Origin of the sequence: Nostoc sp. KVJ20 (genome assembly GCF_001712795.1) — a bacterium.
Lineage (GTDB): Bacteria > Cyanobacteriota > Cyanobacteriia > Cyanobacteriales > Nostocaceae > Nostoc.
In genome coordinates this window covers 125147-150407 of sequence record NZ_KV757585.1, presented here as the reverse complement: position 1 = coordinate 150407, position 25261 = coordinate 125147, and the positions used below count along the sequence as shown (strand labels likewise).

General features: G+C 41.1%; 30 protein-coding genes. 12 read left to right on the top strand and 18 right to left on the bottom strand.

Annotation, left to right across the window (positions count from 1 at the left end; all coding sequences use genetic code 11):
* Window positions 1–186 precede the first annotated feature (186 nt).
* Window positions 187–513: a hypothetical protein gene (locus A4S05_RS09340; RefSeq protein WP_069069542.1), complete on the top strand. Its 327-nt coding sequence runs from the start codon at window positions 187–189 to the stop codon at window positions 511–513.
* A gap of 130 nt (window positions 514–643) precedes the next feature.
* Here the strand turns inward: A4S05_RS09340 and A4S05_RS09335 are convergent, their stop codons facing one another.
* Entirely contained in the window at window positions 644–1783 is a 1140-nt protein-coding gene (locus A4S05_RS09335) for a hybrid sensor histidine kinase/response regulator (protein ID WP_069069541.1), read from the bottom strand.
* A 740-nt stretch (window positions 1784–2523) separates the two neighbouring features.
* Between A4S05_RS09335 and A4S05_RS09330 the strand changes: the two genes are divergently transcribed.
* Window positions 2524–3243 carry a response regulator gene (locus tag A4S05_RS09330; RefSeq protein ID WP_069069540.1) on the top strand — a complete coding sequence of 240 codons (720 nt, stop codon included), beginning with the start codon at window positions 2524–2526 and terminating at the stop codon, window positions 3241–3243.
* Window positions 3244–3406: 163 nt separating this feature from the next.
* Here A4S05_RS09330 and A4S05_RS09325 read toward each other — a convergent pair whose 3' ends face one another.
* From A4S05_RS09325 to A4S05_RS09300, 6 genes are all read right to left on the bottom strand, one after another.
* Entirely contained in the window at window positions 3407–4315 is a 909-nt protein-coding gene (locus A4S05_RS09325; protein ID WP_218107939.1) for a ThiF family adenylyltransferase, read from the bottom strand.
* Entirely contained in the window at window positions 4306–4998 is a 693-nt protein-coding gene (locus A4S05_RS09320) for a hypothetical protein (RefSeq protein WP_069069539.1), read from the bottom strand. The genes A4S05_RS09325 and A4S05_RS09320 overlap by 10 nt, the downstream gene beginning before the upstream one ends.
* The gene (locus A4S05_RS09315; protein WP_069069538.1) at window positions 4982–5740 is read right to left on the bottom strand and encodes a hypothetical protein; all 759 of its coding nucleotides are present in this window, start codon (window positions 5738–5740) and stop codon (window positions 4982–4984) included. Before A4S05_RS09315 ends, A4S05_RS09320 begins: the two co-directional genes overlap by 17 nt.
* The gene (locus A4S05_RS09310) at window positions 5713–6537 is read right to left on the bottom strand and encodes a hypothetical protein (protein WP_141699681.1); all 825 of its coding nucleotides are present in this window, start codon (window positions 6535–6537) and stop codon (window positions 5713–5715) included. Before A4S05_RS09310 ends, A4S05_RS09315 begins: the two co-directional genes overlap by 28 nt.
* A 150-nt stretch (window positions 6538–6687) precedes the next feature.
* Window positions 6688–7125 carry a hypothetical protein gene (locus A4S05_RS09305; RefSeq protein WP_069069536.1) on the bottom strand — a complete coding sequence of 146 codons (438 nt, stop codon included), beginning with the start codon at window positions 7123–7125 and terminating at the stop codon, window positions 6688–6690.
* Between the two features lie 5 nt (window positions 7126–7130).
* Window positions 7131–7775, bottom strand: coding sequence for a hypothetical protein (locus A4S05_RS09300; RefSeq protein WP_069069535.1), 645 nt, complete (start codon window positions 7773–7775; stop codon window positions 7131–7133).
* 123 nt (window positions 7776–7898) lie between these two features.
* Between A4S05_RS09300 and A4S05_RS09295 the strand changes: the two genes are divergently transcribed.
* The gene (locus A4S05_RS09295; protein ID WP_069069534.1) at window positions 7899–8462 is read left to right on the top strand and encodes a Uma2 family endonuclease; all 564 of its coding nucleotides are present in this window, start codon (window positions 7899–7901) and stop codon (window positions 8460–8462) included.
* A 172-nt stretch (window positions 8463–8634) separates the two neighbouring features.
* Here the strand turns inward: A4S05_RS09295 and A4S05_RS09290 are convergent, their stop codons facing one another.
* From A4S05_RS09290 to A4S05_RS40140, 5 genes are all read right to left on the bottom strand, one after another.
* Entirely contained in the window at window positions 8635–9213 is a 579-nt protein-coding gene (locus A4S05_RS09290; RefSeq protein WP_069069533.1) for a siphovirus Gp157 family protein, read from the bottom strand.
* A gap of 2 nt (window positions 9214–9215) precedes the next feature.
* Window positions 9216–9479, bottom strand: a complete 264-nt coding sequence (locus A4S05_RS09285) for a hypothetical protein (protein ID WP_141699680.1) — start codon at window positions 9477–9479, stop codon at window positions 9216–9218.
* A gap of 83 nt (window positions 9480–9562) precedes the next feature.
* The gene (locus A4S05_RS09280; RefSeq protein WP_069069532.1) at window positions 9563–10009 is read right to left on the bottom strand and encodes an HNH endonuclease; all 447 of its coding nucleotides are present in this window, start codon (window positions 10007–10009) and stop codon (window positions 9563–9565) included.
* Between the two features lie 2 nt (window positions 10010–10011).
* Window positions 10012–10242, bottom strand: a complete 231-nt coding sequence (locus A4S05_RS09275; protein ID WP_069069531.1) for a hypothetical protein — start codon at window positions 10240–10242, stop codon at window positions 10012–10014.
* Between the two features lie 97 nt (window positions 10243–10339).
* Window positions 10340–10528 (bottom strand): hypothetical protein, encoded by a 189-nt coding sequence (locus A4S05_RS40140; protein ID WP_141699679.1) that lies wholly within the window; start codon window positions 10526–10528, stop codon window positions 10340–10342.
* 403 nt (window positions 10529–10931) lie between these two features.
* On the opposite strand from A4S05_RS40140, the gene A4S05_RS09270 reads away from it, so the two are divergent.
* Window positions 10932–11549, top strand: a complete 618-nt coding sequence (locus A4S05_RS09270; protein WP_069069530.1) for a hypothetical protein — start codon at window positions 10932–10934, stop codon at window positions 11547–11549.
* Window positions 11550–11667: 118 nt separating this feature from the next.
* Here the strand turns inward: A4S05_RS09270 and A4S05_RS09265 are convergent, their stop codons facing one another.
* The 3 genes from A4S05_RS09265 to mobC all read right to left on the bottom strand — a co-directional run bounded on the left by A4S05_RS09265 (window position 11668) and on the right by mobC (window position 15032).
* Window positions 11668–13023, bottom strand: coding sequence for a hypothetical protein (locus A4S05_RS09265; protein ID WP_069069529.1), 1356 nt, complete (start codon window positions 13021–13023; stop codon window positions 11668–11670).
* Window positions 13024–13155: 132 nt separating this feature from the next.
* Window positions 13156–14661 (bottom strand): relaxase/mobilization nuclease domain-containing protein, encoded by a 1506-nt coding sequence (locus A4S05_RS09260; protein WP_069069528.1) that lies wholly within the window; start codon window positions 14659–14661, stop codon window positions 13156–13158.
* Complete coding sequence (gene mobC, locus A4S05_RS09255) at window positions 14658–15032, bottom strand: plasmid mobilization protein (protein ID WP_228043408.1); 375 nt, start codon at window positions 15030–15032, stop codon at window positions 14658–14660. Before mobC ends, A4S05_RS09260 begins: the two co-directional genes overlap by 4 nt.
* Before the next feature lie 835 nt (window positions 15033–15867).
* Between mobC and A4S05_RS09250 the strand changes: the two genes are divergently transcribed.
* From A4S05_RS09250 to A4S05_RS09230, 5 genes are all read left to right on the top strand, one after another.
* Window positions 15868–17016, top strand: coding sequence for a ParM/StbA family protein (locus A4S05_RS09250; RefSeq protein ID WP_069069526.1), 1149 nt, complete (start codon window positions 15868–15870; stop codon window positions 17014–17016).
* A gap of 2 nt (window positions 17017–17018) precedes the next feature.
* Window positions 17019–17561: a beta-ketoacyl-[acyl-carrier-protein] synthase family protein gene (locus tag A4S05_RS09245; protein ID WP_069069525.1), complete on the top strand. Its 543-nt coding sequence runs from the start codon at window positions 17019–17021 to the stop codon at window positions 17559–17561.
* 45 nt (window positions 17562–17606) lie between these two features.
* Window positions 17607–18377: a mobilization protein gene (locus A4S05_RS09240; RefSeq protein WP_069069524.1), complete on the top strand. Its 771-nt coding sequence runs from the start codon at window positions 17607–17609 to the stop codon at window positions 18375–18377.
* A gap of 31 nt (window positions 18378–18408) precedes the next feature.
* The gene (locus tag A4S05_RS09235) at window positions 18409–19194 is read left to right on the top strand and encodes a DUF6753 family protein (protein WP_069069523.1); all 786 of its coding nucleotides are present in this window, start codon (window positions 18409–18411) and stop codon (window positions 19192–19194) included.
* A 152-nt stretch (window positions 19195–19346) separates the two neighbouring features.
* The gene (locus A4S05_RS09230; RefSeq protein WP_069069522.1) at window positions 19347–19892 is read left to right on the top strand and encodes a hypothetical protein; all 546 of its coding nucleotides are present in this window, start codon (window positions 19347–19349) and stop codon (window positions 19890–19892) included.
* Between the two features lie 78 nt (window positions 19893–19970).
* On the opposite strand, the gene A4S05_RS09225 is transcribed toward A4S05_RS09230, so the two are convergent.
* The 3 genes from A4S05_RS09225 to A4S05_RS09215 all read right to left on the bottom strand — a co-directional run bounded on the left by A4S05_RS09225 (window position 19971) and on the right by A4S05_RS09215 (window position 21732).
* Window positions 19971–20294, bottom strand: a complete 324-nt coding sequence (locus A4S05_RS09225; protein ID WP_069069521.1) for a hypothetical protein — start codon at window positions 20292–20294, stop codon at window positions 19971–19973.
* A 185-nt stretch (window positions 20295–20479) separates the two neighbouring features.
* Window positions 20480–20911, bottom strand: a complete 432-nt coding sequence (locus A4S05_RS09220; protein WP_069069520.1) for a hypothetical protein — start codon at window positions 20909–20911, stop codon at window positions 20480–20482.
* A 173-nt stretch (window positions 20912–21084) separates the two neighbouring features.
* Complete coding sequence (locus A4S05_RS09215; protein ID WP_069069519.1) at window positions 21085–21732, bottom strand: primosomal protein; 648 nt, start codon at window positions 21730–21732, stop codon at window positions 21085–21087.
* 382 nt (window positions 21733–22114) lie between these two features.
* On the opposite strand from A4S05_RS09215, the gene A4S05_RS09210 reads away from it, so the two are divergent.
* From A4S05_RS09210 to A4S05_RS43090, 3 genes are all read left to right on the top strand, one after another.
* Entirely contained in the window at window positions 22115–23257 is a 1143-nt protein-coding gene (locus A4S05_RS09210) for an IS4 family transposase (RefSeq protein WP_069069574.1), read from the top strand.
* A gap of 82 nt (window positions 23258–23339) precedes the next feature.
* Entirely contained in the window at window positions 23340–24131 is a 792-nt protein-coding gene (locus A4S05_RS43095; RefSeq protein WP_256090897.1) for an ISL3 family transposase, read from the top strand.
* Window positions 24112–25230, top strand: a complete 1119-nt coding sequence (locus A4S05_RS43090) for a transposase (RefSeq protein ID WP_256090896.1) — start codon at window positions 24112–24114, stop codon at window positions 25228–25230. Before A4S05_RS43095 ends, A4S05_RS43090 begins: the two co-directional genes overlap by 20 nt.
* The last annotated feature ends 31 nt before the right edge of the window (window positions 25231–25261 follow it).

Genomic DNA, 25261 nt, shown 5'->3' with positions numbered 1-25261 from the left:
CATCCAAGTGGATAATTTACTGATTTCATGGCAGACGGTATTTTATACGGTATTAGCTCTGCTAGCAGACTTCCAAGAAAGTTAAATAGCTGAACAGCGCTTTTAATCGTATTATCATTGTTCCACCGTGTTACTTTTCCACTGTGTTACTTAAGCTACACAATTTTGAAGTTACCACTAGATTTTATGAATAAAAGAATTCAACGACTAGAAGATGGTTTATTAGTAATGCTTTATGACGATGACCCAGATTCACCAGGAGATGAGTTGATCGTTCCTTCTGATGATATATCCCAAGATGATCATTACCCCGAATATGCTCATCTCAAACCTGGTGAAAGCATAATAATTAAGAAAAACCCTATCAAACCTACATCAGGTTTTTATTATCCAAGTGGATATGAAGATTTAGATGAATTTCTCAATAGCGATCCTGGGGCAATTGATCGACTAGGTGATGAAAGTTCAACTACTCGTGGTTGGCGTCCACCTGAACCCGATGAATCTTGGTAAAACTTACCTTAAAAGGCACGCATCAATAAGTTACCTTTTTGAATAACTGAAAGCCTTGATTATCAGTTTTTTTTGATAAAGTAGGTAGGTTATTTCAGTGCAAATCCTTAAGCTCGATTTACCAAACTTTTTATGCTGATAACATTTTTGAATAAGCTGTTGCCACAGGTAAATAAACAGTGAAGATACTGCCTTTCCCAACAGTCGATGAAACAGAAATATTTCCCTGATGGGCTTCAACAATTTGACGGGATAAATATAATCCTAAACCGTTCCCACGACGTTGATGCTTGCCCTGTCTAAAGCGATCAAATAAGAGTAATTGTTCTTCTGGATTCATGCCAATACCTGTATCCTCTACTTCAATAGTTACCCCTTGAACAGTGGAATTGAGGCGAACTTCTACTGATCCAGCATCGCTGAAGCGAATGGCGTTACCAACTAAGTTAGTGAGAAGTCGGCGTAGTTCCAGGCGATCGCCTTTAACTCTAACTAAAGAAGCTTCAGTACCCTTTGTCAAGACAGCTTTGAGAGTTAAATGTTTAACATCGGCCAAAGGCATTAGTTCTTGCACTACTTGCTGACATAATTCCCACAGGTCAACTACAAAAAAATCCAAAGTTTTGCCTCCAGCTTCATACTGGTAAACTTCTAACAAGGTATCGACCATTGACAACAAAGTTTGGTTACTCTGAGCCATTTGTTCTAAAGATTCACGCATTGCTGATAAGGTATTGCCAAAAACACCTCTTTGTAGCAACTTTAGGAATTGGTCAGCAGCTATCAACGGAGTTCGCAGGTCGTGAGTGAGGCGGGTCACAAAATCTTCCCGTCGCTGACTAAGGAACAGTTGTTCGTCCATACTATGTTTCAGTCTTAACAAAGCCCGCACCCTGGCCAGTAATTCCTTCTTATCTACCGGTTTGCAAATAAATTCATCTGCACCTGCATCTAAACCTTTGACGACACTTGATTTTTCAGAACCTGTCACCAGCAAAATTGGGATAAAAGGTAAGTTTGAATTGTGCTTAATTTGCCGAGTAACTTCGTAGCCATCCATATCCGGCATCACCACATCTAGCAGTACCAAATCGGGAGGAGATTCGGCAATTTTTACCAATGCTTCAGCACCACTGTCGGCTATGATCACGTTGTATCCCTTCAGCTTCAAAGTGACTTGCAGCAAGCGGAGGCTGTCAGCTGAGTCATCCACTAGCAGAATTCTTTGGTTTCTTTGTTCTGAAGTTATATTCCAAGATAAAGTGTTCATAAAACGCCTTTGATAAACCTAATTTCTTTTGAGTATAGAAAAAGAGTAATAAAGCTAAATTTCGTTGTCAAAAGTGTATTTTCAAGCACCATGCTAACCACTACGCAGCGATGAAGATTCATCAGATTTTTCTAAAACTCAAGGCACTGGTAAATATAATTACTAATTCGTAATACTCGCCTCCGACAAGAAGCAAGCTACGTAATTGGTAATTAAGAAACTGGTTATAGTCTCCCATCTCTACAGGTCACAACCTTATGATTGAGGTCTAAATTCCCATGCATAACGTAATTACGAATTGTTAATCTGGCTATGTTATGTGTAAGAGCCAGGGTTCTCGCTTAGAAATAAGCTACATCCTCCTCTAAGTGTGATGTGGACACAAGTCAGAATAAACTGTATTGGTTTCAGTTTAACTTCAGTGCTTTTATATTTTTTTATACTTTAGGAAGATTTTTTCAGAGAATTTTCAGATTAAACGATGTCCATTTTGAACACTGGAGCTTTTTCAACAGCCAGTTGAGATATGTAGCCCTTGATATATGAACTTTTCAACCAATACTGTAAAAACTACTGGTTTCAACCTGGATGAGGTTTAATAACATTGAAATGCCGCTTTGCATCTCAATAGCCACATTTTGGCTAAATAGCTAAAATTTTTCGTCCAATGGAGTAATCCTTTCCTTGAAACCATATTCGACAGTTAAAAAAGTATAGTTACCAAGCTGCTGAGGTAAATGATGGTAGATATTCGGGTAGCAATTATTGAAGACCACAGCTTAACGCGGATTGGAATGCGTAGTTCTCTCAACGAGCAAGAAGGTATTCAAGTCGTGGGTGATGAAGCTACAGCATCCAATGGGTTGAAACTGCTTCAAAGTACAAAACCAGACATAGCGATCGTTGATATTGGCTTGCCGGATAGGGACGGAATATGGCTGGTGCAGCAGTTTCGGGAATCTCTAGTGTCGGAAACAGCAGCACAGACTAAAGTTATGATGCTCACTTCCTTTGCCAAAGAGCAGATGGTACTGGCAGCGTTTGCAGCCGGGGCAGACTCTTACTGTGTGAAGACAATTAAGTTCGAGTTGTTGTTGGAAGCGCTGCATATCACCCATGAAGGTCAGTCTTGGATTGATCCAGCGATCGCTCGTATTATTCTCAAGCATACTCGTCAAGGAGCGGCGGCTATGGTGAAACCGAATGCTACTCAGACGGTGACGATCTCTGCAATTGATCCAGAGCAAGCAAGCATTCTGCAAGCAGATCCACTGACAAATCGGGAACTGGAAGTCTTGGAGTTAATTGTCCAAGGCTATAGCAATAACGAGATTGCCCAGAAACTCTATCTCAGCCTGGGAAGCGTAAAAGTATATGTACGTGGGGTTTTGAACAAGCTTTGTGCAAGCGATCGCACCCAAGCAGCTGTATTAGCGTTGCGGGCTGGTTTGCTCAATTGAAGTCACTGTACAGAAGCTGCTGTACAGTGCTTGGTTATTAACTTGAGAGGGGAGCGATGTCTACGACGGTCAATGAGCTTTGTCGTACCACTTCCCTACGGGACGCTACGCGAACGTGGAAGCAAGCTACGCGCAGCGTCTCGTAGACAAGTGCGGGCTACGCCTACGCACAGGAATGACTCAAGAGAATCGCCTGCATAATACTGACTTGCGTTGTATACAGGGATTTTCCGCTACCACTCTCTAAGTCGAAATAAGTAGCAAATCGTCGTAGTTTTCCCGTCGTCAATTGCAGCAAATAATCAAATGCTTCCGCAGCAACTCGCTGGTTAATACTCAAGGACTGGCTATTGAGCAAGGCCATTTGTTCACAGGACAAGTTGTTGTCTGCCAACTCTTCTGGTTGTGAAACCAGTAGATCGGGTTGCTGTAGAGTTGGCGCAGGTAAGCGAAAGCAGCCTAAAGCCTCAAAATCATAGTCATTGGGGTTAGTAGACAGATGGGAACCTAATAGTACCTGACCACTACGCTTGGAGTTACCGCAATCTAAATGCCAAATGTGAGGCGCAGTGCGATGAGTGTTGTGCTGAAGTACTTGGGTAATTGACTCTCTGGCTTTGGCATTATCTACGCAAGCAGTGACAACAATCAGGGTATTGTAACTGGGAATAATCCATTTGGATTGGAAAGGTTGCGCGATCGCTGTAACTTCCATCTTCCAAGCCAGGGAATAGCGCAGCGCCAGGGTTTTGGCTTTGTTGAGTCCGATTTCTGCATCACAGAAGCACTGGCGTAAAACGTTAGCTGACTCAACATGATCCGGGTCAACAAAGTAGAGTTTCACCTGTTTACCTTGCTGAGAAAGAACTCTGCCTAACCGAACCAAAGAAGGAGCCAACCAAGAACCAGTACCGCCACACCCAACTAGCCATAGTTCTATCTTCGAGTAGTTGACAGTCACGACAGGAGAAGCATTTGCCAAATCAAGATTTAGCTCCATAGTACGGTTGGTTAAGTTGATACAGGTATTGGTGAGGGGACAGGCATTTGCTAAATTGAAATTCACCTCCATAGCTTCTCCATCACATTTACAGGCGGTACATCGGTACTGTAAAATTTGCAGCCAGATGAAAGTGAGACATCAACCATAAAAAAGTCTGGATCAATGTCAAACACTGCTCTAGCAGGTACATCCCAACAGTGGCGAAACAGTCCAACCCGGATTTTAATCTCTGGTTTGAGAGTATTAATTCTACCTAGTACTCCATAAATGCGAAAGCCAGATTCGTCAGCATTATCAGTGGTAGAGAAAAAGGCAGGTAAGGAACCGTGGGAATGGATGTCCACAGCCGCTTTCTGGTGGGAAGAGTCACTACCAGAATGAGTTGGCTGGCAACTAGTTGGAGTTTGAATTTGCTCTGGGACTTGTAAATCCCAGCCTGCATCAATACAGTGGAGGTGAAAGAGAATTTCATGAAATTGATTGCCAGCTTGATAACTCGACCGCCACATTTCCAGTAGCAGCGATTTGGGAATTAAGGGAGTGACTTTGAGATAAGGTGTTAGGTGAGGTAGCCCTTTGATAGTTTGGGAACACAAGCAAATAGGCATTAATACCTCTATGCCAGGACGAATGGCTCTAGCAAAGATGCCATTTCCGGCATAAAGGTACTCTAGTCCACTGCTGGTGTGTGTTGGCAGAGATGAAGTTGTGACAAGTTTGTAACCAATAATGCCTTCAAGCAATGGGTTCATCGAGGATTTCCTGCACAAGCATAGCGACACTTTTTTGATTGCCGATAGGCACAAAATCAGATACAGGATAGGTTGCGCGTCTACATCTTTTGTGCAGTTTTAGAAGTTGCTGGCGAACATCCTTGCGGTATTTTTGTGATTTACTTATTGTTAAATGATTGGTGAAAATACTGGAAATAAACAAATTCCAAGCATGGTTAATTGATAGACCATTAGCAGCAGGTGGTTCGTTCACTCCCCAGCAAACCTGTCCAGAACTGTAGACATTGGGTAGTGGCACATGAAAAGCTTCTGCTTGAGGAGTAAACTCCTGTTCTTGAATTGCCCAAACCCAATATTTTAATCCCTTGCCCACAAACACCATTGCAGGTAGCGGAACGGTTAAAGAACCAAGTTCATCGCAATTGATTGTATGAGTGGCTGGTGGGATAAATTTTACCAAATATGTGTCTGTACTGCCCGTACCCCAGCGCACAATTCCTGGTTCCATCCAACCAGTATCAATTGGTTCATTGCTAAAAGCAATTCTCAGGGCTGCCGGTGAGATACATTTGTAAATATGAGCATCGGCAATTTCTTTGTCTCGGTGGTGGAAGATGTAAATGCCATCCAAAAACAGCAATTCTGCTTGAATTACTGGAGATTTTCGGGGAGGGTCTGCCAAAATTGCTCGTAGAATTTCGCTGGATAGAATTGGTGTGGATGTAACGTCGATTAACGTGGTTTCAATGCTTGTTTCCATAGTTTTAGTAGGATTTGAGCATGAGGTTTTAAGTCTGCTTCTAGCCAATCAATTAAGTCGGCTGCACAGTTCAGCATTCGGTCGGCTTGCTGCCATTTTCTGGTGAGCAAATCAATAGATGCTTTTGACCAAGGTAGAGAGGCGCAGTAAGGTTGGTAGTAATAATCGTCTGCGTACTCATCCAACCAAAGGTTTTTAGTTTCATGGTCTAGCAGCTTTAAAGTTAAAGGCAGAAACTTTAAAGGATTATCTAAGTGATGACACTGCCGTTTCAGTTTTTTGTGGTCAATTTTGTCTGGGTGGTCGATGTCAGTGTAGGTAATTTCGTAAATTCCAAATTCACTATCAAACCAATCGCTACCTTCTGGGTGTATGTCATCAAGCCAACGGCGACTGTCATAGCTAAAAGGTAAAAGTAGTTGCCAACCATCTTTGAGATGTTCAATTTCTCCATCCATTGTCCAGTCAATACCCATTGGGGTAATAGGAATGCTGTGCAATCTTTGTTCGTAGGCTGTTTCTACAGTCCAGTGAGATAACGGAAACAAATGAGTGTAAATCAGTACAATGAATTCCAGTTCTCTGGGACTATGGCAATCTACATTTGTCGGTGGGTAAATAGCGGCTTGGCTGGCTTTCCATTCGGTGGGAAAATAGTGCTGATACAGTGCTAGTAAGGAGTAAATGTTGAGTTGGGTTTCCAAATAATCGAGTGATTCTTTGGCATCTAAGGTAAGTTGGCATTGATAAAGACTATAAATTGCCTCTGCCATACTGAGGGGTACGAGGTGAGACATATTTTAGTGCAACTCGTTATTATGGGGCCGGAATTGAATAAGAAAGAGACAGAGCTAGGGTGTTGAGTGTATTTTAGTCGAAATGCAAATTGCTGTAATTTGGACAATAATTTACCCCTCAAGTCAATTTCCAACTCCTTTTATCAGCACTCAAAAACCTTCAGGGATAACGCTAGATGTAGGAGTGTAGGCTATTAGGGATTTTAGGGTTTGGTTGAATGACTCAGAAAATTCTGTCCCAGCTGCGATCGCCTCTTCAATTTGGACTGATAGCTGTCCTGCATTTTCCCAGTTAATTCCGGTGATGATTTGACGTTGACGCATTTGGTAGCACATTTGGACTGCGGGGTTGATTTCTTCAGGAGCCATTATCAGGCAATCTAGAGGAGAAGTACCTTTTTTACCGGGCTTCTTGATGATATGAATGGGTTCTCCTGGTTGACGCTCAATGTCTGCGTTTGCCAGTTCAGCACAAAGAGGAGTAAAGGCATCTCGTAATAATTGGTCATCAAACGCGATCGCTTCTGGAATCCAGTGTTGTTGACCTTCGTAGATAACAAGTAATTTGTTACTATTTGTAGTAGTCATGGCATTTAAAACAGTGAAATTTGCGTAGTATTACTGACTCGTTTAGTAGTATCTGAGCTAGCAGTTTCAGTGCGAATTGGAGTCTGGGCAGTGGGCGGTTTATTGGTTTTGACAGCTTTAGTCTTCGCTATATTCCGGCGAATTTGGCGATTAGGAAAATCGGCTTTCAGTTCGTCCAGTAGTTGAACAATTGCAGGTGGTAAATCACCCAGTTCGTCTTGATTGAGCATGGTAACTACAGGGAAATCACCGTGACTGCTGGCAGCAATCATTACAGGTCTATCTCCTGTTTGTTCTGTCGGTAGTAAAGTGATGACGATTTGAACTTTGCATTGCTCAAAAATAAATGGTTCTAGTTGATTTACATTGTTGGTAGCAGATGTTTGTATCTCATCGTCGTCTAACTCATGAGAGTCGATTTCATCTTCGGCGTAGCTATTTTCATCACTTACTGGTTCTAAAAATTGCAAGAAGTTAGGTTTACCTGCACGCAAACGTTCCCTGTCAAATAGCAATCCTAAAGCTTGGAATTGTTCTTCAGCAGTGGTTTTTCCCTGTTGTTCTGAAATGTAAGATTTTAAGGTTTCAGATGTAACAGTGAGATTGGCTTTGACAATGGCCTGTTCTGGTGTTAGCCATTTTGTAGTCATAGCTTTTTTAGCCTTGTTAACTAGTGTGCAAGCAGTTGTGGCGTTAGCCAGAAGTAGAAACTGTTTTTGAGAGTAGGTACTGCTAGACTAAAACATATCCCCTTTGCTTTTCTCGACTGAGCCATGTCTACGGTAATTACCCAATCCCTGACTCTGGAGGAGTTTCTCAAGCTACCAGAAACAAAGCCTGCAAGCATTTACATTAATGGTGAGATTATTCAGAAGCCAATGCCAAAAGGAAAGCATAGCCGATTACAGTTAAGGCTATGCAACAGTATTAATGATGTTGCCGAAAGCGTGCATATTGCTTATGCTTTTCCAGAACTGCGCTGTAGTTTTGGTATCCGCTCAATAGTACCTGATGTAGCGGTTTTCAACTGGTCGCGTATTCCCTTTGCTGCTGATGGGGAGGCACCCAATGATTTTCTACTTTCTCCAGACTGGACAATTGAAATTCTTTCCCCCGAACAAAGTTCAAATCGAGTCACAGGCAATATTCTCTATTGCTTAGATCATGGTTGCCAATTAGGTTGGTTAATAGACCCAGAAGATCGTTCCATTTTGGTCTTCCGTCCAAATCAGCAACCAGAACTTTTACAGGGTGATGAGCGTTTGCCAGTGTTAGCCGGGATAGACTTGGAGTTAACTGTAGCTCAGGTGTTTGGTTGGCTAAAAATGAGCAGTTAGAGAAACAGATGAAACACTATTTATTTTAGAAACCAGGCTTAATTCAGTTCATTGTGAACATATTTGACTTTCATAGTACCAACCTACTTAAGTATCAAAAAAGAGTTATAAGTAGCAGCCAACAAAACAGTTAAATCCCTGCTGTTGGCTGATAAATTAGTTAAAGCTATTGTTAAGTTAAAAGAGAGTCTTTGAAGTCATGAATTGCTGTTGCTGTCAAAGCATAAATAACTCGGCGCTTGCGCTGGATGTGAGTGCCATCTACAGGAATACCTTTCTTCCAAGCAGCAATAATAGCTTTCTTGTCTGCTGAGTAAACAGTCTTTTCTCTGCGGTATTTTGGAGACAATTGTTCTGCATCTATCAGCACCTCACAACTTGGCGGATTTTCTTGAATTGTGATGCGAAGTGAATTACCAATCATTTGCTCAGGTAGAATTCCTGCGGCGGTTTGTTCTAAAATAGTTTCATCTAATTTTTGTCGCCAGCGTTCTAGTCTTAACAGTGCTGATTGATGTACAGCTTTTAGATGTTCTAGCCGTTGCTTAATAGCCGCTATTTCAGCATCCAGTTGCAATGCTAATTCTGCTTGGATATCAACAACTTCTTCCTGAACTTCCTGAGTTTCCCAAATAGCGGTGATGATCTCAGCTTCTTCTTCAGGAGTCTGGCAATTAGTTAGCTGTTCCCAGAGATGAGCAGCAGTTTGGGAAAGTCCTGCTAAGGATTGTTGAGCGAGTGCTAAATTCATGACTACCACTCCTCACAAGCTTGGTAATATTCATATTCAGCTTCAATCTGTTCTAAGATAGCTATAGTGCCTGAATCTAAATTAGTATTGAGAGATAAGTTTAAAGTGACCTTTTGTGGAGGTTGAAGATTTTGATTAGCAGCAGTAGTTGAGTCAGGCGAAGTTAAAGTTATTGTCAGTGTTTGCATAAATGTTGCTTGCTTAACGCCAGAAACCGTGGCGCGATAGCGCGTCTGGAGAGCAACCGCAGCGACTTTATCTGTCAATGGCTAGGATTCCAAACCCTCACACAAATACCCGAAAAAGTTTAATTTATTAATGTTCATATAAGATGGATATTCTTTTATTATTATTGACGTAGATCATCAATAGGCGGATGCCAACCTGCTGTTAACCAAAGTTGACGGGAATTTAGAATAAACCCATCATCATGGTCTTGATCATTAAAATCAAAACGACTACAAGTTGCACGACCTATAGGAGTTGTTCCAATGATATTTAACCCATTTTTTGTCCAGATAAAATGCTCTGACCAATTTTGATTTCTCGGATTAAATAATGGAACTTCTGTTTGTGTTTCTCGATCAATCCCAGTTGTAAAATTATACCGCCTTTGATTACAACGATGACAAGCTAAAGCCAAATTATTGGGATCGTCTGATCCTCCTAAAGATTGAGGAATAATGTGATCAATAGTAAAGGGTGTTGCATTTGAGCGTTCTGGAGAGTGACAATATTCACACAAGTATTTTGCCCTTTTACGGACGTTTAAGCGAACAAAATTGTTGATGACCACAATTAAGAAGCAAGTTTAGCGTTGATAAAACTGAAGATTTTTTCTAATTCTAATAACCCAGCTAATTCTGCCTGTTCATCTGAATTGAGTAAATTTTCTTTATTTTTTTCTAATAGTTCCTCTAAACGAATTTGTAATTCTTCAGTAAAAGAAAAAGGACGAAACTGATCAGAAAGATTAAGCTTTATTCCATTTGGTAGCCAAGATGAAGGCTGTTTCATTAATTCTTTCATGAGTATCTCCGTTAATAGAGGATTTTGATCATTAGGTTAATTGGGGTTAGATGCTGGAATATTCGGCAATTTAGTGAGGAAGGTTCATTGATTTTTGTCATAGAGGTATAAATTTAAACAGAGTTTGAAGATGAGATTGATTAATTGTTGCTTGAACAGGATTAATCAAAGTTTTCACTGACTCTAAGGCTTCCTTAGCTAAATTATAACGCTTGTTAAAATCAACACGCAGCATTGTCTCTAAAACTGTTGTTAAACTATCTCTCATCTGTACTAAATTATGCAAAATTACCTCAATAATATTGGTGTTAAATTGTAAATTATATAGTTATATTCCTGTCATTACTTGGATAACAATCATTCCTACAACATAGACATTAGAAGATAATATGGTATGAGCTTTTGCTTGTTCATCAGGCATATATCCTGGTGTACTAATAGCTCAAGTACCGTTAGAGGGTTTGCTTTGCTGAATGAGAAGGGTGTTAATTTACTTAACCGCACTAACATCAATCAAACCCAGCTTACCATATTGCTGACGGCGGATGAGATTAGCGGGTTTTAGGTGACGATGAATGATATTATTAATTATGTACTTGGTCAGTGCCTTAAATAGTTTGTTTTGATTACAATTAAGGTTGATACTTGCGAATAAAAAGCGTTAGACGCGAGCAGCCCGATAACTACTAATGTCTACTAGCTACTATCCGGTTATCCTTTATCCACCACTAGCAAGACGGTTTAATGCTTATCAAGGACGGGAGCATCTGAAAGCTTCGTTTCAAGGATGCGTTCAATTACCAAATGGAAATGGTACGGCCAAACAAGGTGTCAGTGAAAAGCAATTTTTTCGCCATTTACTGTGTGCTTTTCTAGAGAATCTTATCTGTCAAGCGGTGGAATTTGAAATTCCTGGTTCGTCTCGACGTTACTCGGCTGATTTTATCCTTTACCATCGGTTTTCTGGGTTGGCTCTCGATATTGAGATTGATGAACCTTATGCTGGAGATACAGGTAAACCTCACCACTGTATTGATGTTGATGACGATAAAATCCGTAACCGTTTTTTCTTGGAGCGCAATTGGGGTGTGGTGAGATTTGCAGAAGTTCAGGTGGTGCGTCATCCTTGGAGTTGTTGTAAGGCGATCGCTCAAATCATCGCTCGTTTGACTGGAGATGATAGTGTATTCATATTCTTGCAAAGATTGGCTGATGTTCCTTTACAAAAACAGTGGACAAAGCGTGAGGCTAGGCTGATGGCTAAGAACAATTATCGTCAGTCTTATTTACCAAAAATGGGAAAATAAAACTAGAGATAGTACCTTTAATAGTCATATAGTCTCCCCAAAATAGGGCTACCGTGTACACACAAGTATTTTAGAGTTGTCTGTACACGGTAGATTATGGGTAAAAATTGCAAGGGTATTACATCGATTTTGTCAACCTTGCGTTAACTAATCTTTTTGGTTTTTTTACGCACTGTTTGTTTGATTTGCGGTGTGACTTCCACTCACGAATGCTCATGACAATTGAGCCAAAGTCCCGGCTGGCAAAGGCTGTTGTTTTATTTGCACTGTGCCAAATTGTATCCGCCTCAGCTGGTTCAAGTGGAGGTATACAGCGATCGCAATATCGGTCAAATAGTTGGCGTGGTTCAGGATGATAAGCGATTAGGTTTCTAGTGAGTAAATTAGATGTACCCAGTAGGTTACGAGCTAATTTATAGCCAGAATTGTTTCTGTTTCCCTGAGATTCGCCATAATTTAGTAAAGTGCGATCGCTCAAAGTTAAACAGATAGACATAGGAACAGACACTCCGCTAGCGCGTAGTTGTTTAAGAGATGAGCGATTATCTCTGGTTGTAGCCTGTGTTACTGTCCCTCGTCGGCAATGCAAGGTTGAGCGAGGGACAGTCACAGAAGGTTGCAGTAACGCTGCTTGTGGGTCGATAACTTCTCCATTTTTCGCTCTTGTGAGAAGTTGCACCCACTTACGCCAACGTTGCTCAGAAAGTTCGTAGGGAAATAAGGCTGTAGAATCAAATGCGGTTTCTAGCTCTTTCACGTTGTACTGAGAGTTTGACCAATGCTCTAGGGTAATGGGGATGGTTGCACTCAATATTCCATCTACCACCCGTCTGCGAACCATACCTGGCAGTCTCATGGAACGAGCTAAGTTGCAAATGGCTGGATCTGCATTTTGGATAATCGTCAGTTGGCGATTGAGATACAGCCATTCAGCAGGATTCAAGAAATGGCTGCATTTAAAGTAAACGTGCAGGGATTTTCCACCTGTGTAAACTATGGCGGCGGGTTCCAAGTTGATTTCATCCTTTAACCGATCTACAGCTTGTCGCTGCTCACTCAATGCCAAATCATCAATTTCGTAGAATAAACATTGGCATTGACTAACGTGCTGATTGCTGATGCCCTTGTCTGGTTGGTTGGGGTAAAAGCTGACTGTAGCACCAAGATATGACATTTTAAATGCCAATGCCCAACCATCAGCATAGCGTTTAGGTGTCAGCCGCCAGCAGGTGTTGCCTTGTTTGTCTCGACCTCCGTAAGTACAGCAGTAGAGTTGAAATCCTTGCTGGGTGATTTTACCGCAGAGAATGTAGTGGGAGTAGACAAATTGACCATTGCGACAGTAGTTATTCCAGTTTTTAGGTATCATTTCTGTAGGCAAGTCCCAAGAAATTCTGAGCCAAATTTTGGTTCCGGTGGTAAAGCCTATTTGTCTAAGAAATTTAATGGTTGTTTGTCTGGGATTTAAGGTCATGGCAGTTACGCCTAGAGAGTTTATCCCTCTCTAAGTGGCGTTAGCTGCGCTAGAACCAGCTTCTTCACATATAAATATTTGCCTGAAACCTTTAATTAGCTTGGCTCACTCAGGAAAAAATGATAACTGATATCAAAGTTCCCAATTTTGAAGCTCTGGGATTCGCCTTTGATTGGGTTGCAAGTGATTGTTAGTTAGCATCCCATTCCAACCAGCTTCACTGGGAGAAACTTGTTTGGCTTGAGGTAGTTCAGCCAGTATCTCAGCTATCAAGTTCTCAACTTTCTCATGATCTTTAAAAGCGATGACTACTGCATCGAGCGATCGCAAAAATTCTAAAGGTATTTGCTCGCTATCGCCTACACTCCAATACAACGTAGGTTTGCGCTGTTTTTTGTCAACAGTTGATTCTAAGGCAATGACAGAGAGAACTTCAATCGGGTCACTTAGTAGCACTGCTCTTTCTACTGTGGCATCTGTAGCAATCCAAAAACTACCTTTTTTTGTCGGTTCAGAGTTCAGGGGAATGGCGGTGAAGTCACCCGTTGGTTCTAGCTGCTTGGCAAGAGTTGGAAGATCATCGAGTGTGCGTTCCACAAATATTGCTTGACCTGTTTGACTTGCATAGAGCCAACCCTTTTCATACAGTTCTGTGAGCAGAGAATTGGGTAAATTGTACTGCTGGCTTAAGTTTAGGCGTATTTGCTCCCAGTTTGTTGGTTCTGGTATAGGCAAGGAGTTTGTTTGAGTAACTGCTGGCGTATGATTTTCAACAGTTTGCTCCATGAGTTTCTGGATACGTTTGTCATCCTGTTTTGGAGGCACTGCTGGCGTGGAATTTTCAACAGCTTGCTCCATGAGTTTCTGGATGCGTTTGTCATCCCGCTTGGGACTGTAGTTTACACCTCGATGCTTTTGTAAACCAGGAAAGGTGTATGCTTTACCAAGATGCGTACCACTAAAAGCCACACCATCAAGTTGGTAACTAATGCCTTTGACAATGCCTGTGCGAGTATAACCAACGCGGACATTAATACCTTGTTGTTGCGTTCGCTCTATTAGCTCTGGCATAGTGGGATGGTCGTGGGTTGCTTGGTCGAGCGATCGCTGAAGTTTGACCCTAACGCTTTCCTCTCCAGTTCTGGCAAGTTGCCTACGTTCGCCAGTAGTTGGACTATGCTTATCTTTTTCCCAACTTGGTTGCACCGATTGCAAATTGTATTCCTGCTCCAACTTACGAATTATCGCTTCACTTCTGCGATCGTCCCAGCTATCAGAAACTGTAGTGCCATCTAATTGAATGCGACTGGCAGCAATATGTATGTGTTCATGAGTCCGGTCAGTATGCCGCACTACGACATATTGGTTCATATCAAAACCCATTGCTTGCAGATACTTTTGGGCGATTTCATGCCAAGTATCATCATCTAAACTCTCTTTGTGGGCCAAACTGAGAGAAGCGTGATAAACAGCCCTGTTCACCTTCGGGTTTAATCTTCGAGATATACCAAATTCAGCTGCTAATTCCCGTGGGTTTGTTCCTTCCATATTCCCACCGATTTGTCTTGCTCCATCTTTGCCAAAGAGGTAGTTTAGCAGTCCCCGGAAACTTTTACCTTTGATGTGCTTGCCAATCATGCTTCATCTTGTAAATCAGTGATTAAATCAATTTCAGCAATCTCTCGGCGCACCTGTTTCACCAAATCTCTTACCTGTGACAACAATGCTCTATCTACGACCACAGGTTCTCCCATGAGTACTGAAGTATTGATTGCTTTAGCTATTTGATTGAGGTTGTTGCCTATTTTCCCCAACTCCCAGTAAGTTTGACCTGCTACTTTGGTGACACGCCTGGGCAATCTATTTTTCAGAGTCTTGGCACGAAACAACTCACTCATAGTGAGATTATTTTCATCTGCCATTAACTGTGCTTTCTCGTATTCTGCCAAAGTCAGTCTAATGTCTATCCTGTGTGAGCGTTTTTGTCGCATTATTGATGCATTAGTCATTAGCTGTTTTAAGTTTGACGACTGCACTATCATTTGTCATTGACCAAGCGGTTACTTACGATTCTGGTTCGATGCTAAGATGCGATGTGAGATAATGAAATGCGCTGCAATAAATAGCTTTGCTTGAGTACTAAGAAAGTCAAGATAGCGCTAGGGATATTTTGATATAGCGAAAGTAAGCGATCGCCTACGGCGGAGCATAGCTCATCGCGCAATTAAAAAGCTAATCCGACCAAACCTTGCAGAAATTTTCCAGGCTAAACTCCTACAGAGAATTTTCGTATCATCTTCCCCTCTGTCACGGTGGTTGACCTACTTAGGTAGGGGAACCGTGAAAAGAGGGCAAGTTTGTTGCCGCACCTGGGGGTGCGTTTTTTCTCAAGAGAAAAAATGTCCGGACAGCAACATAGCTTGCTACTCACCAAAGGTTTTTTTGGGCTGCTCGAATCAACTGCTGGATGAATATGTGATGGATCTCTGAGGGATTTGTATTGGATCTTTCATCGCATAATTTTTGTCAATAGCCAAGTATTGTTGCAAATAAAAATTATACATAGAATACGTATCTCAGACAAATGGATCTCTATTGGATCAACATTGTCACTGTAATGGATCTGCAATGGCTCGTTCGTGGATCTGGCATGGATCTGTAATGACGCACTTTTCTAAATTGAATTTTTTAGCAGAAAAGTAACGACTTAATTAATAGCAACGAAAAAAAAATAACCAATTGGCTAAAATTTGGCTCCAACAAATGGTCAGTAGAGTGATGTTCACAGCCAATATTTGCATTTAAGTTAAAAGCAGCTTTTATGGATAATCAGAGCCACAGTCAATGTCAAACCTGATAGTCAGTTTTGACCCTGGTGCTTCCTTGACTAAGATTGTTTACGAACTAGCAACTGAAGGCAAACCATGTTTGATGACAATGGAACCAGAAATGCTGAAGTTGCCTCAAAGTTCGATTGACGCTTATATGTCGAGTCGCAAGGGTCTAGAATCTCCTAAACCAGCAGATGAAGCCTGGGTGTCAAATCCTGCGGATAATGATACACAATGTACGGTAGTTGGATTCCTGGCACGGCAGTTTTCAGCATCTGCCAGACTCGATAAGCTCAAGTACGAAACCTCAATTCACAAAGCCTTGGCGGTTATTGGTGCGATCGCTCAACACAACAAATTGCCTAACAGGTTTTCACTATCACTGACCTCACTACTGCCCTATGGTGAATATCAAAATCGCCAAGCATTTGAGCAACAGTTGCAATCTGCACTCAAGGATTTTAGGTTTCGGGGTCAAAGGTTGCGAGTGAAATTGGAGCGATTCGAGTGCTTACCCGAAGGTGCGGGATTAGCAATGATTCGCCAACGCCAGAATGGTAAAGAATGGTTTAACGCTCAAACCATCGCAGTGCTGATGTTCGGGCATCGCAATACCAGCCTTCTATTATTTGAACGGGGCAAGATGACGGCGGGTTACACCAATGGGCTGGGCTTTCACCAAATGGTAAAGCGAGTAATTGAGCGCACATCGGGACAGGATGCCACTGCTTTGACCTCTGCCATCTATGCAGCCGGTTCAGATATCACACCTGACAACCAAGCAATTCGCACTCTGGTCAAAAGCAGAGAACCTAAAAATCTTGATTATGAATTGCAGATGATTGTTAATGCCATTGCTACTGCTAAAGCTGAGTATTGGTCTAGGCTTTACGATTGGCTGGAATCAACTTTACCTGCGGTGAACGAGGTGATTTTGAGTGGTGGCGCAGCATTGTATTTAGAGCAAGAGTTACAAGATTGTTTTCAAGAAATTTCAACTTATTGGGGTGCTGACTTACAGCAACAGGTACAAGAAGTATTCAAGGATAAAAGTAATGATTATTACCGTACTTTCCGAGAGCAGGAAGCTTTGTCCTTTAGGTTGATTGATGCGTTTGGTTTGTTTATGCGGTTTAGAGCGCAAATTGAGAAGGTGGCATAACTATGACTAATAATAAATTACGTAAAAATCATGACACTAATAGACAGCGCAAAATTTTTAGATTTTCTTATCATCCTTATTCAAATACAGTAGACGGCCAGTTAATTTCATATTTGCAACAGGGAGATGAAGCGCGCTCTAGCAAAGAGATGGTATTGCAGGCATTACGAATGTGCTGGTTACCTTTAGCATACAAAGCACAAGCAGATGCAGGTGTAGATATTAGCGATCAAGAACTGCGTCGGGTAGGGTTGATTTGTTGTCATGCCCTGGAACAACATCTGGCATATTTGCGAATGGAACTAGGATTACCGCATAAATCAAGTGATGTTTTACCTATGCCTATAAGCACTATGACTAATCCTCAAACACTTGCTACTATGTTCGGTCTAGATGCAGGTAATTCCAGTCACAGTAATCCTGATGATAGTAATAACAATACCAATAGTAGCAGCAAGCCAAAACACAAAATAGATTCTGATTCCTTCATCCCTGGTGAGGGGTCTTTCCATGATGACACAGACAATATGTTTGAGGATATTTAAGTATTTATTAATGCACATTTAGTAAAATTACAAAGGAGATTTAAGATGGCAGCAATTCATTTCATTGATGGTGAAAAAGGTGGAGTTGGCAAGTCTTTATTTGCACGGGTTATGGTGCAATACTGCATTGACAATAAACTCCCTTATGAGTTGGTAGAAGCAGACCAAAGTAATCCAGATGTAGGCGCATTTTATCCAGACAATCATAAAACAGCAGTTTTTAGCGAATCAGAGCGTAAAGCTTACGATGCTGATGAAATTTTTAATTTAGCGCTAACAACTTCTGTCATTGTCAATTTACCTGCTCAAGTATACCCAGCAGTAACTGATTGGGTTGAGCGTAATCAAATCTTAGAACTTACTGGGAAAAATAAGGTCAAAATATATAAGTGGTTTGTTTGTAGTGGTGGATATGACAGCGTTCAGTTATTTATGCAATCTCTCGAACGCTTTGAAAACAAGATTAAGCATATCTTTGTACGCAATTATGGTTTATGCGACGACTGGAAACACGTAGATGGACGTAAGAATTTACAGGATTTAATCAAAGCTCATAAAGTAGCTGTCATCAATTTTCCCAAGTTCAGCTATCGAGAACGAGATATTCTTGATGCCAATCAGATAAATTTTTCTGCGGCTAGAGATTATGGAGAGTTAGGTGTATTGGGTAAGCAGCGATTACACAATTTTCTCAAAAAAGCTTCTGAGGAAATTGATCAAGCTAAAATCTGGAACCTTCCGGCAGCTTCAATTACTTCCCCAACAGAAAAAGTTGATGATGCTAATGTCAACGGCAAAGTTGCTACCAAGAAGTAATGTGACAACTAAGCTAAAAACAAATACAAATATGAGTAATTCTCACACTGAAGAACTCGATTTAGACGATGAATTTTTGGATTCAGTAGCTGCTAGAGGCAAAGGACTGAGCCAAATTCCTTACCCAACTTTACTAGATTTAGCCATTCGAGGTAAAGATGATTCATTTAAAGCTAGGGTTTGGGAAATAGTAGTCCAAACTGGACTTGACCCTGATGACCCAGCATTTCTGATGATGATTGCTACTGGCAGGCTACAAGTGCTGTTGGAAGACAATCCCAAAGAAATGGAAGCAATGTTTGACCTGTGGCAAACACAGCTTTATGATCATCTCCAGACATATGAAAAGGCAGCAGTAAAAGGTCAGCAAAAAGCGATCGCTCAGGCTGTGACGGGATTAATTAGGCGTACTGAATTTGAGCGTGCTATTCATTCAGTTCCCTCTTTAATTGCTGCGGGAATACTGCTATTAATTGCAGCTGGAGTAGGCGGACTGGTAAGTGTAGGTGGAATATCCTGGTATCAATCTAGTCATCTAGATCCTGCTGGGCCACGCCAACTCACACAAGCCCAAGCCAATGCTTTGGAATGGGCAACCAGTAATGAAGGTAAGTTTGCTCACAACCTAATGCAATGGAACCAAGATTTGCTGAGTCGTGACCAAAACGGTCAACTTACTTGTGCTAAGGATGTTAAGCGTTTGGGGGTAACGCTAGAAATTGGAGCAAGTAGCAGAAAAGCCTCATCCGGGTTCTGCACGTTATGGATATCACCTAGCAATCAGCGCCAGTTTGTATCTAAACCGCGTCAACCTTGAAAACCATAGTTTTTTGGAATCTGAGTAAAGCTCAGAACTAAAGCCACGACCGAATAATACACTTTCCTTAAAAACTCCAGGTTTCAAAATGGATGGGATTTAAGTTAAAAAATTAGTTGTCAATTTCTCAATCATAGAAGAGGATTCAGCAGATGTTTACCTGCAAAGTTAACTGGCTTTGGCTGCTGGTAATAGGAGGTATAGTTACAGCTTGTACCCCTACTACTGTAAATGTCAGTAGCAAGGATGAGAGGAATAGGACTCAAGCTCAAGCTCAAACTGTACCTGATTATCCGCCGATGTATGATGTGGATGTTAAAGTTTGTGGCAACATTATTGCCCCTCTCAAGGATGGAAAACGTTGTGTCAATCAACAATTACGTTTGTGGGGCCCAGTAGGAGAGGCAAAATTAGTCCGTGCTGGTATTTCTCTGCCATCAGTTTCTAGCGTAGAGCATAAATTAGCGATCGCCTCGAAAGGCTGTTATCCTGTTTATTCCCAACCTGACCAACAGCAGTTTTATTGGGCTAATTCCATTATTCAAGTCAACAGGGGAGGAACTGCACCCACAGTCGAAGTCAAGCCAATTCAACTTTCAAACCAGCAGATTAATGAGTTAATGACTAGTAAACTTTCCAGTCGGACAATTACAACATTTGGTGGGGTGGGGTGCAAAGCTGCATCTTCGGTAAAATAAAGCTTTTACGGTTGAGGGTGGGCGGGCAAAAAAGTTACCCCACATTTTAGTGGGGCTACTGTGAGAACCAGCAGGTAATTATGAAGCTTCAGCCAATCTAGCTGTACGTTGTTGTTTATGAGCTTTGCGCCGCTCCCGTACTGCATCCAAATCTTTCAGTCCATACAGACGTTTGGCGTATGCTAGTAGTTCATTTATGGGAGTTTCGCTATAATCCTGGCGAAACTGAATGTTATGTTCGTTCCAATCAAATTCTTGCTGATTAAAACGTGCTTGAGCAGCAAGTTCTCTGCCTGATTCCTCACGCAAAACTTCCAGTACCATTAATCGCACTTTATCCTGATAACCTATTACTTGATCCAACGCTTTTGTTTGTTGCTGATTACGAGTCATTTGAGTCATTTGATTATCCTTTGATTAACGAATTAACACATCTCACCTAGACAGCATCGACAGATGCCTTCTGAGTTAGAGTTCACTTTTGAATCTCTTGAATTCAGCAGCAATCGCTGTCTTGAATTCTGTTTGTTGGATGCGGGTGGGTGGGAAATAGAATGCCCTGAATTAGATAATTCAGGGCATTGTAATTAATCGTCAATTTCTATATCTTCGTCATCTTCATCTTGTTCAAAATCGTCATTTATCAAGTCATCAGAGTTGCTACTTAAACCATTGAGTCCGTCCATACGTTTAGACCGAGCAGCTTTATGAGAAGCACGTCTATCTCGAATTTCATCAAGATTATTCAAGCCGTAAAGTTTGCGGGCATAATTCACCAGTTCTTTTAATGGTGTGTTTACATAGTCCTTACGGAACTGGGAATTGTGTTTGTCCCAATCAAACTCTTGTCCGTTAAATCTGGCTGCTGCTGCTAATTCTCTTCCTGATTCTTCCCGCAATACTTCAATTACCATCAGGTGTACTTTTTCCTGATAAGTCATTACTCGTTCTAAAGCAGGAATATGCCTTTCAATTTTGCGTGATGCTTTAGCAGTTTTGCGAACGTTAGCGTTAACCATGAGAATTACTCCTTGGTATTTAGTATTTTTATCATAGAAACAGCATCGAAAGATGCAATTCGCTCCAATTTCAATTCTTTATTCGGCAAAAAAAATAACCTGTATTGTTTGAGGCAATACATGGTTATTTTAGGTTATTATTCTGTCAATTACTGAGAATAAGTAGGAGTTATTTACTCGTCTTCTTCTTCATCTAATTCGTCATCTTCATCTAAATCTTCGTCGAGTTCATCTTCAATATCCTCCTCATCTTCATCCAGGTCTTCGTCTAGTTCATCATCTAAATCGTCAAGTTCTTCCTCTTCTTGTTCTTGGAAAGAATTACGACGTTCCAGAGATGCGCGGTTGAATTCCACTAAATCTGCTATTGCTTGCTCTGGGTCAGTGCTGATAGTGTCATATAGCATACTCATGAAAATTGCCACTACTTCTGGTGCATATTTGAGTGCATCTGGTTGTCCAAACAATTTAGTAAATAATTTGGTATTCCATTTTTGCCAATCAAACTTTTTGTTACCACCTTTCTTTTTGACTTGGGCTGCAATATCAAGTCCGAGTTTTTCACGGGCTGCATGACCGATTTTAGTTGAAACACGCGAATCCCGTAGTTGTAATTTAACGCCGTATTCCTTGAAGATTAGGTTCCGCAACTCCTTCAACAATGCTAATGCCTCTTCTTGTGGTGAAGCATTCGCTACCTTTGATTTAGTTGTAGCAGATGTGCCATTGGTTTTGGCAGATGTTTTAGTATTAGCTCCGTTGCGATTGTTGTTATTGGTTCTAGCTCTAGCGATTCCTTCGGAGCGCTTTGCGTATGCCATTTTACAGCTTCCTTTAATGAAGTAAATTTTTCACCTCCTTGCCGCAATCGCGGCTTTCACATCCATTTCATTTCAATTTCATTGTTTTGCGATTTCAAACCTGTCTTTGCTGCGACGACAAATTTATGCTTGAAAAAACTGCAAATCTTTACTTTAAGTTTCTGGCAAATTTATGGGTTCTTGGCAACTTTTGGTGATCTCGGTTGGGGGAAGGCAGAGGGCAGAGGGCAGAAGGCAGAAGTCGGAAGTCGGAAGTCAGAAAGATATAATTAAGATCTTGAGGGGAGACAAAATACCCTGAAATAGATATATGGCAAGTAGTGTAGCAATTTGTGGTAAAAGAAAAAGAGCATTAATTCGCAACAAGCTCTATTTAATGATAATGTTACCAGAATTCTACGAGACAAACCTCAAGCGAGAATTGGGACGTGCAGAATATTTATTACTAAAAATCCTGATAAATTTATTACAATCTATTAAAACTGTTAGCATTGAAGCACTGGCTACTGCTTTACCTATCCCCATATTTTTTGAAAGTAGAAGAAAGAAAGTTCAAAGATTTTTGTCATTAAATTACATAAATATTGAAGAAATTTGGTTCCCAATTATTAAAAGCTGGTTAGAGATATATTTTCCCTTAAATGAAGTTATTTATTTAGTAATTGACCGGACTAATTGGGGGTGTATTAATCTGTTAATGATTAGTGTGGTTTGGGATAAAAGGTCTATCCCAATATACTTTAAGCTATTAGACAAATTAGGTTCAAGCAATTTTGATGAACAAGAAGCAGTATTCAAAAAAGCATTGCCGCTTTTTAATAATTATAAAACTATAGTGTTAGGAGACCGTGAATTTTGTTCGATAAAGCTGGCTAACTGGCTGACAGAGCAGAAAGTATATTTCTGTTTACGCTTAAAAAAAGATGCATTTATAGAAATAGAACCAGAAATTTGGCTACAATTAAGAGATTTAGGTTTAGCACCTGGTCTTTCCTTCTTTTACCAAGGCATTAAATATACAAAATCCCTTGGGTTTATTAGTTTTAATCTTGCTGCTAAATGGAAACGTAAACGTTTGGGAGTTGCGCCGGAGGAGGGTTGGTTTATCCTTACCAACTTAGATGATTTAGATTCAGTTATTAGAGCTTATAAACAACGTTTTGATATTGAAGAGATGTTTAGAGATTTTAAGAGCGGTGGTTATAACCTAGAAGATACTAATGTATCAGGACAAAGGCTAATTTCCTTAATATTATTGATCTCACTTGCTTATACGGCTGCAACTATATCTGGTCAAAAAATTAAACGCATGGGTGTTCAAAAATATGTTGGACGAATTAAAGAATCTAAGCGGATTGTTCGACGACATAGTAGTTTTTATGTTGGTCTTTATGGCGACAATTGGGTCAATTTCATGGAAAATTCTTATGAGTTAGTCACTGAATTATTGAGATTAAGTCCTAATAAGCGTAAGTACTATCAGCAAGGAGAAAGAGCTATGAGGCTTATTCTATCTGCATCCTAGCCCTTTTTGTAGCCCCGCAAGAATTAAGATACTTCAAACTTCACTCCATCAAACATTTGAGGAATAAGCCTCAGCAAGGTCTATGTCGGTGCTAACTCACCTCTTACCAGATTCAAACAATCTGAAACTTGATAATTGCCAACTTGACGAGATAAAAACTCAGATAAAGTTGATTGTTTCCGCCATCAGTAGAGTAGTTAACTGTCCAGTTTGTAACCAACCAACTCAAAAAATTCATAGTCGCTATGAACGCTTATTAGCAGACTTACCCTGGGCTGATTACAGCATTACCTTACAGTTACGGGTAAGGAAGTTTTTTTGCATCAATAGTTTGTGTAAACGACGCATTTTTACAGAAAGGCTGACCAATGTAACCGCACCTTGGGCTAGAAAAACTCTACGTTTAGCTCAACGACTGAGTGTGATTGGTTTAGCTAATGGTGGTGCAGCAGGGGAAAGACTCTTACAGCAATGGGGGATAAAAGTTTCTCGCAACACACTGTTAAATTTAGTCCGCTCAATCCCACTGCCACCCATCGTAACGCCACATACTCTTGGGGTAGACGACTTTTGTTTTCGTAAATGTAAAACTTACGGCACAGCACTAATTGACCTGGAACGCAGCCGACCAATTGCTCTACTAAAAGATGCAAAAGCTGAAACCTTGACAGAATGGTTAAAAGCCCACCCTGGTGTCAAAGTCGTCTCACGAGATCGGTCAAAAACTTATGAAAGTGGTATTCGTCAAGGCGCGCCAGAAGCCATTCAAGTTGCAGACCGTTTTCACTTATTGCAGAACTTATCTCAAACGCTCTATCAAGTCTTTGGTATTCACGCCAAAGTACGTAAAAGTTGTGGAAAAACAAGTATTTAGTATTGATACTAAAGTGCATTTAGAGGTGGAAACAGCACTAATTGAAGGCATTGGGGAATTGGATGGGGATACATACCCCACCCAATTGCAGACCACTGAAATTCAAAACTTGGCTGGGGGTTTTAAACCCTTTTTGGCAGAGAGTACAGACGGATTGACTGCACAGGAAAACCCTCAAACCAACCTTCTGCCTTCTGCCGTCTGCCCTTTGCCTTTCCCCGATAACCTTTCCATGATTGCTGAGACTAATAAGAGTCCAGTTGTGCCAAGGTTTCCCCAAAACACATCTTTAAAAAGAAAAGTTCAATCCGCCAAAGCACGGGATAGACGGAGGGAAATCCATGAGCAAGTTTGGAGACTGCGGTCTGTTGGCTTCTCAGGGCTAGCAATTGCTCAATCCCTTGGAGTTTCTAAAACTACCGTATTCAATTACTTACGTAGCTCAACTTTTACAGAACGTCGTGAGCGTAGCGACCACGGTCTGAGTCTTCTCAACCCTTATCATGATTACCTCCTCAGTCGCTGGAATAGCGGGAACCACAACACCCAAGAACTGTTTGAAGAAATTCGCACCTGCGGCTATATCGGTGGTTATGCCACGGTCGCTCGCTTCACTCGTTATCTCAAGACCTTGCCTGGATTTGAGCCAGCAAAGTGTTCAAAGAAAAACGCGTCCCCCAGGGTTAGTTCTTCCTCCCATCGTCCTCTCACCCCCAGTCGCGTCACAGCTTTAGTCTTGCGACGACCAGAATTAATACAGCCTAATGAGCGTGAAATCATCGCTCAACTACAAACAGCCCATTCTGATTTGAAGTCAGCTATTGAACTAGCTCAACAGTTTGCATCTGTTGTGCGTCAACGTCTGAGCGAGCAGCTCGATGCTTGGTTAAACAAAGCTAAAAACAGCTCGGTTTCTTTGTTGCGCTCCTTTGCTGTTAGTTTAGAGTCTGACTACGATGCTGTGAAAGCAGGTGTAACTATGTCAGTTAGTAATGGCCCAGTTGAAGGGCATATTAATCGACTGAAAATGTTAAAGCGGCAGATGTATGGTCGCGCCAAAATAGATTTACTGGAGCGACGGTTTTTGTTGGCTATTTGAGGACAAAATTTTGACAATTTACACTTGATTA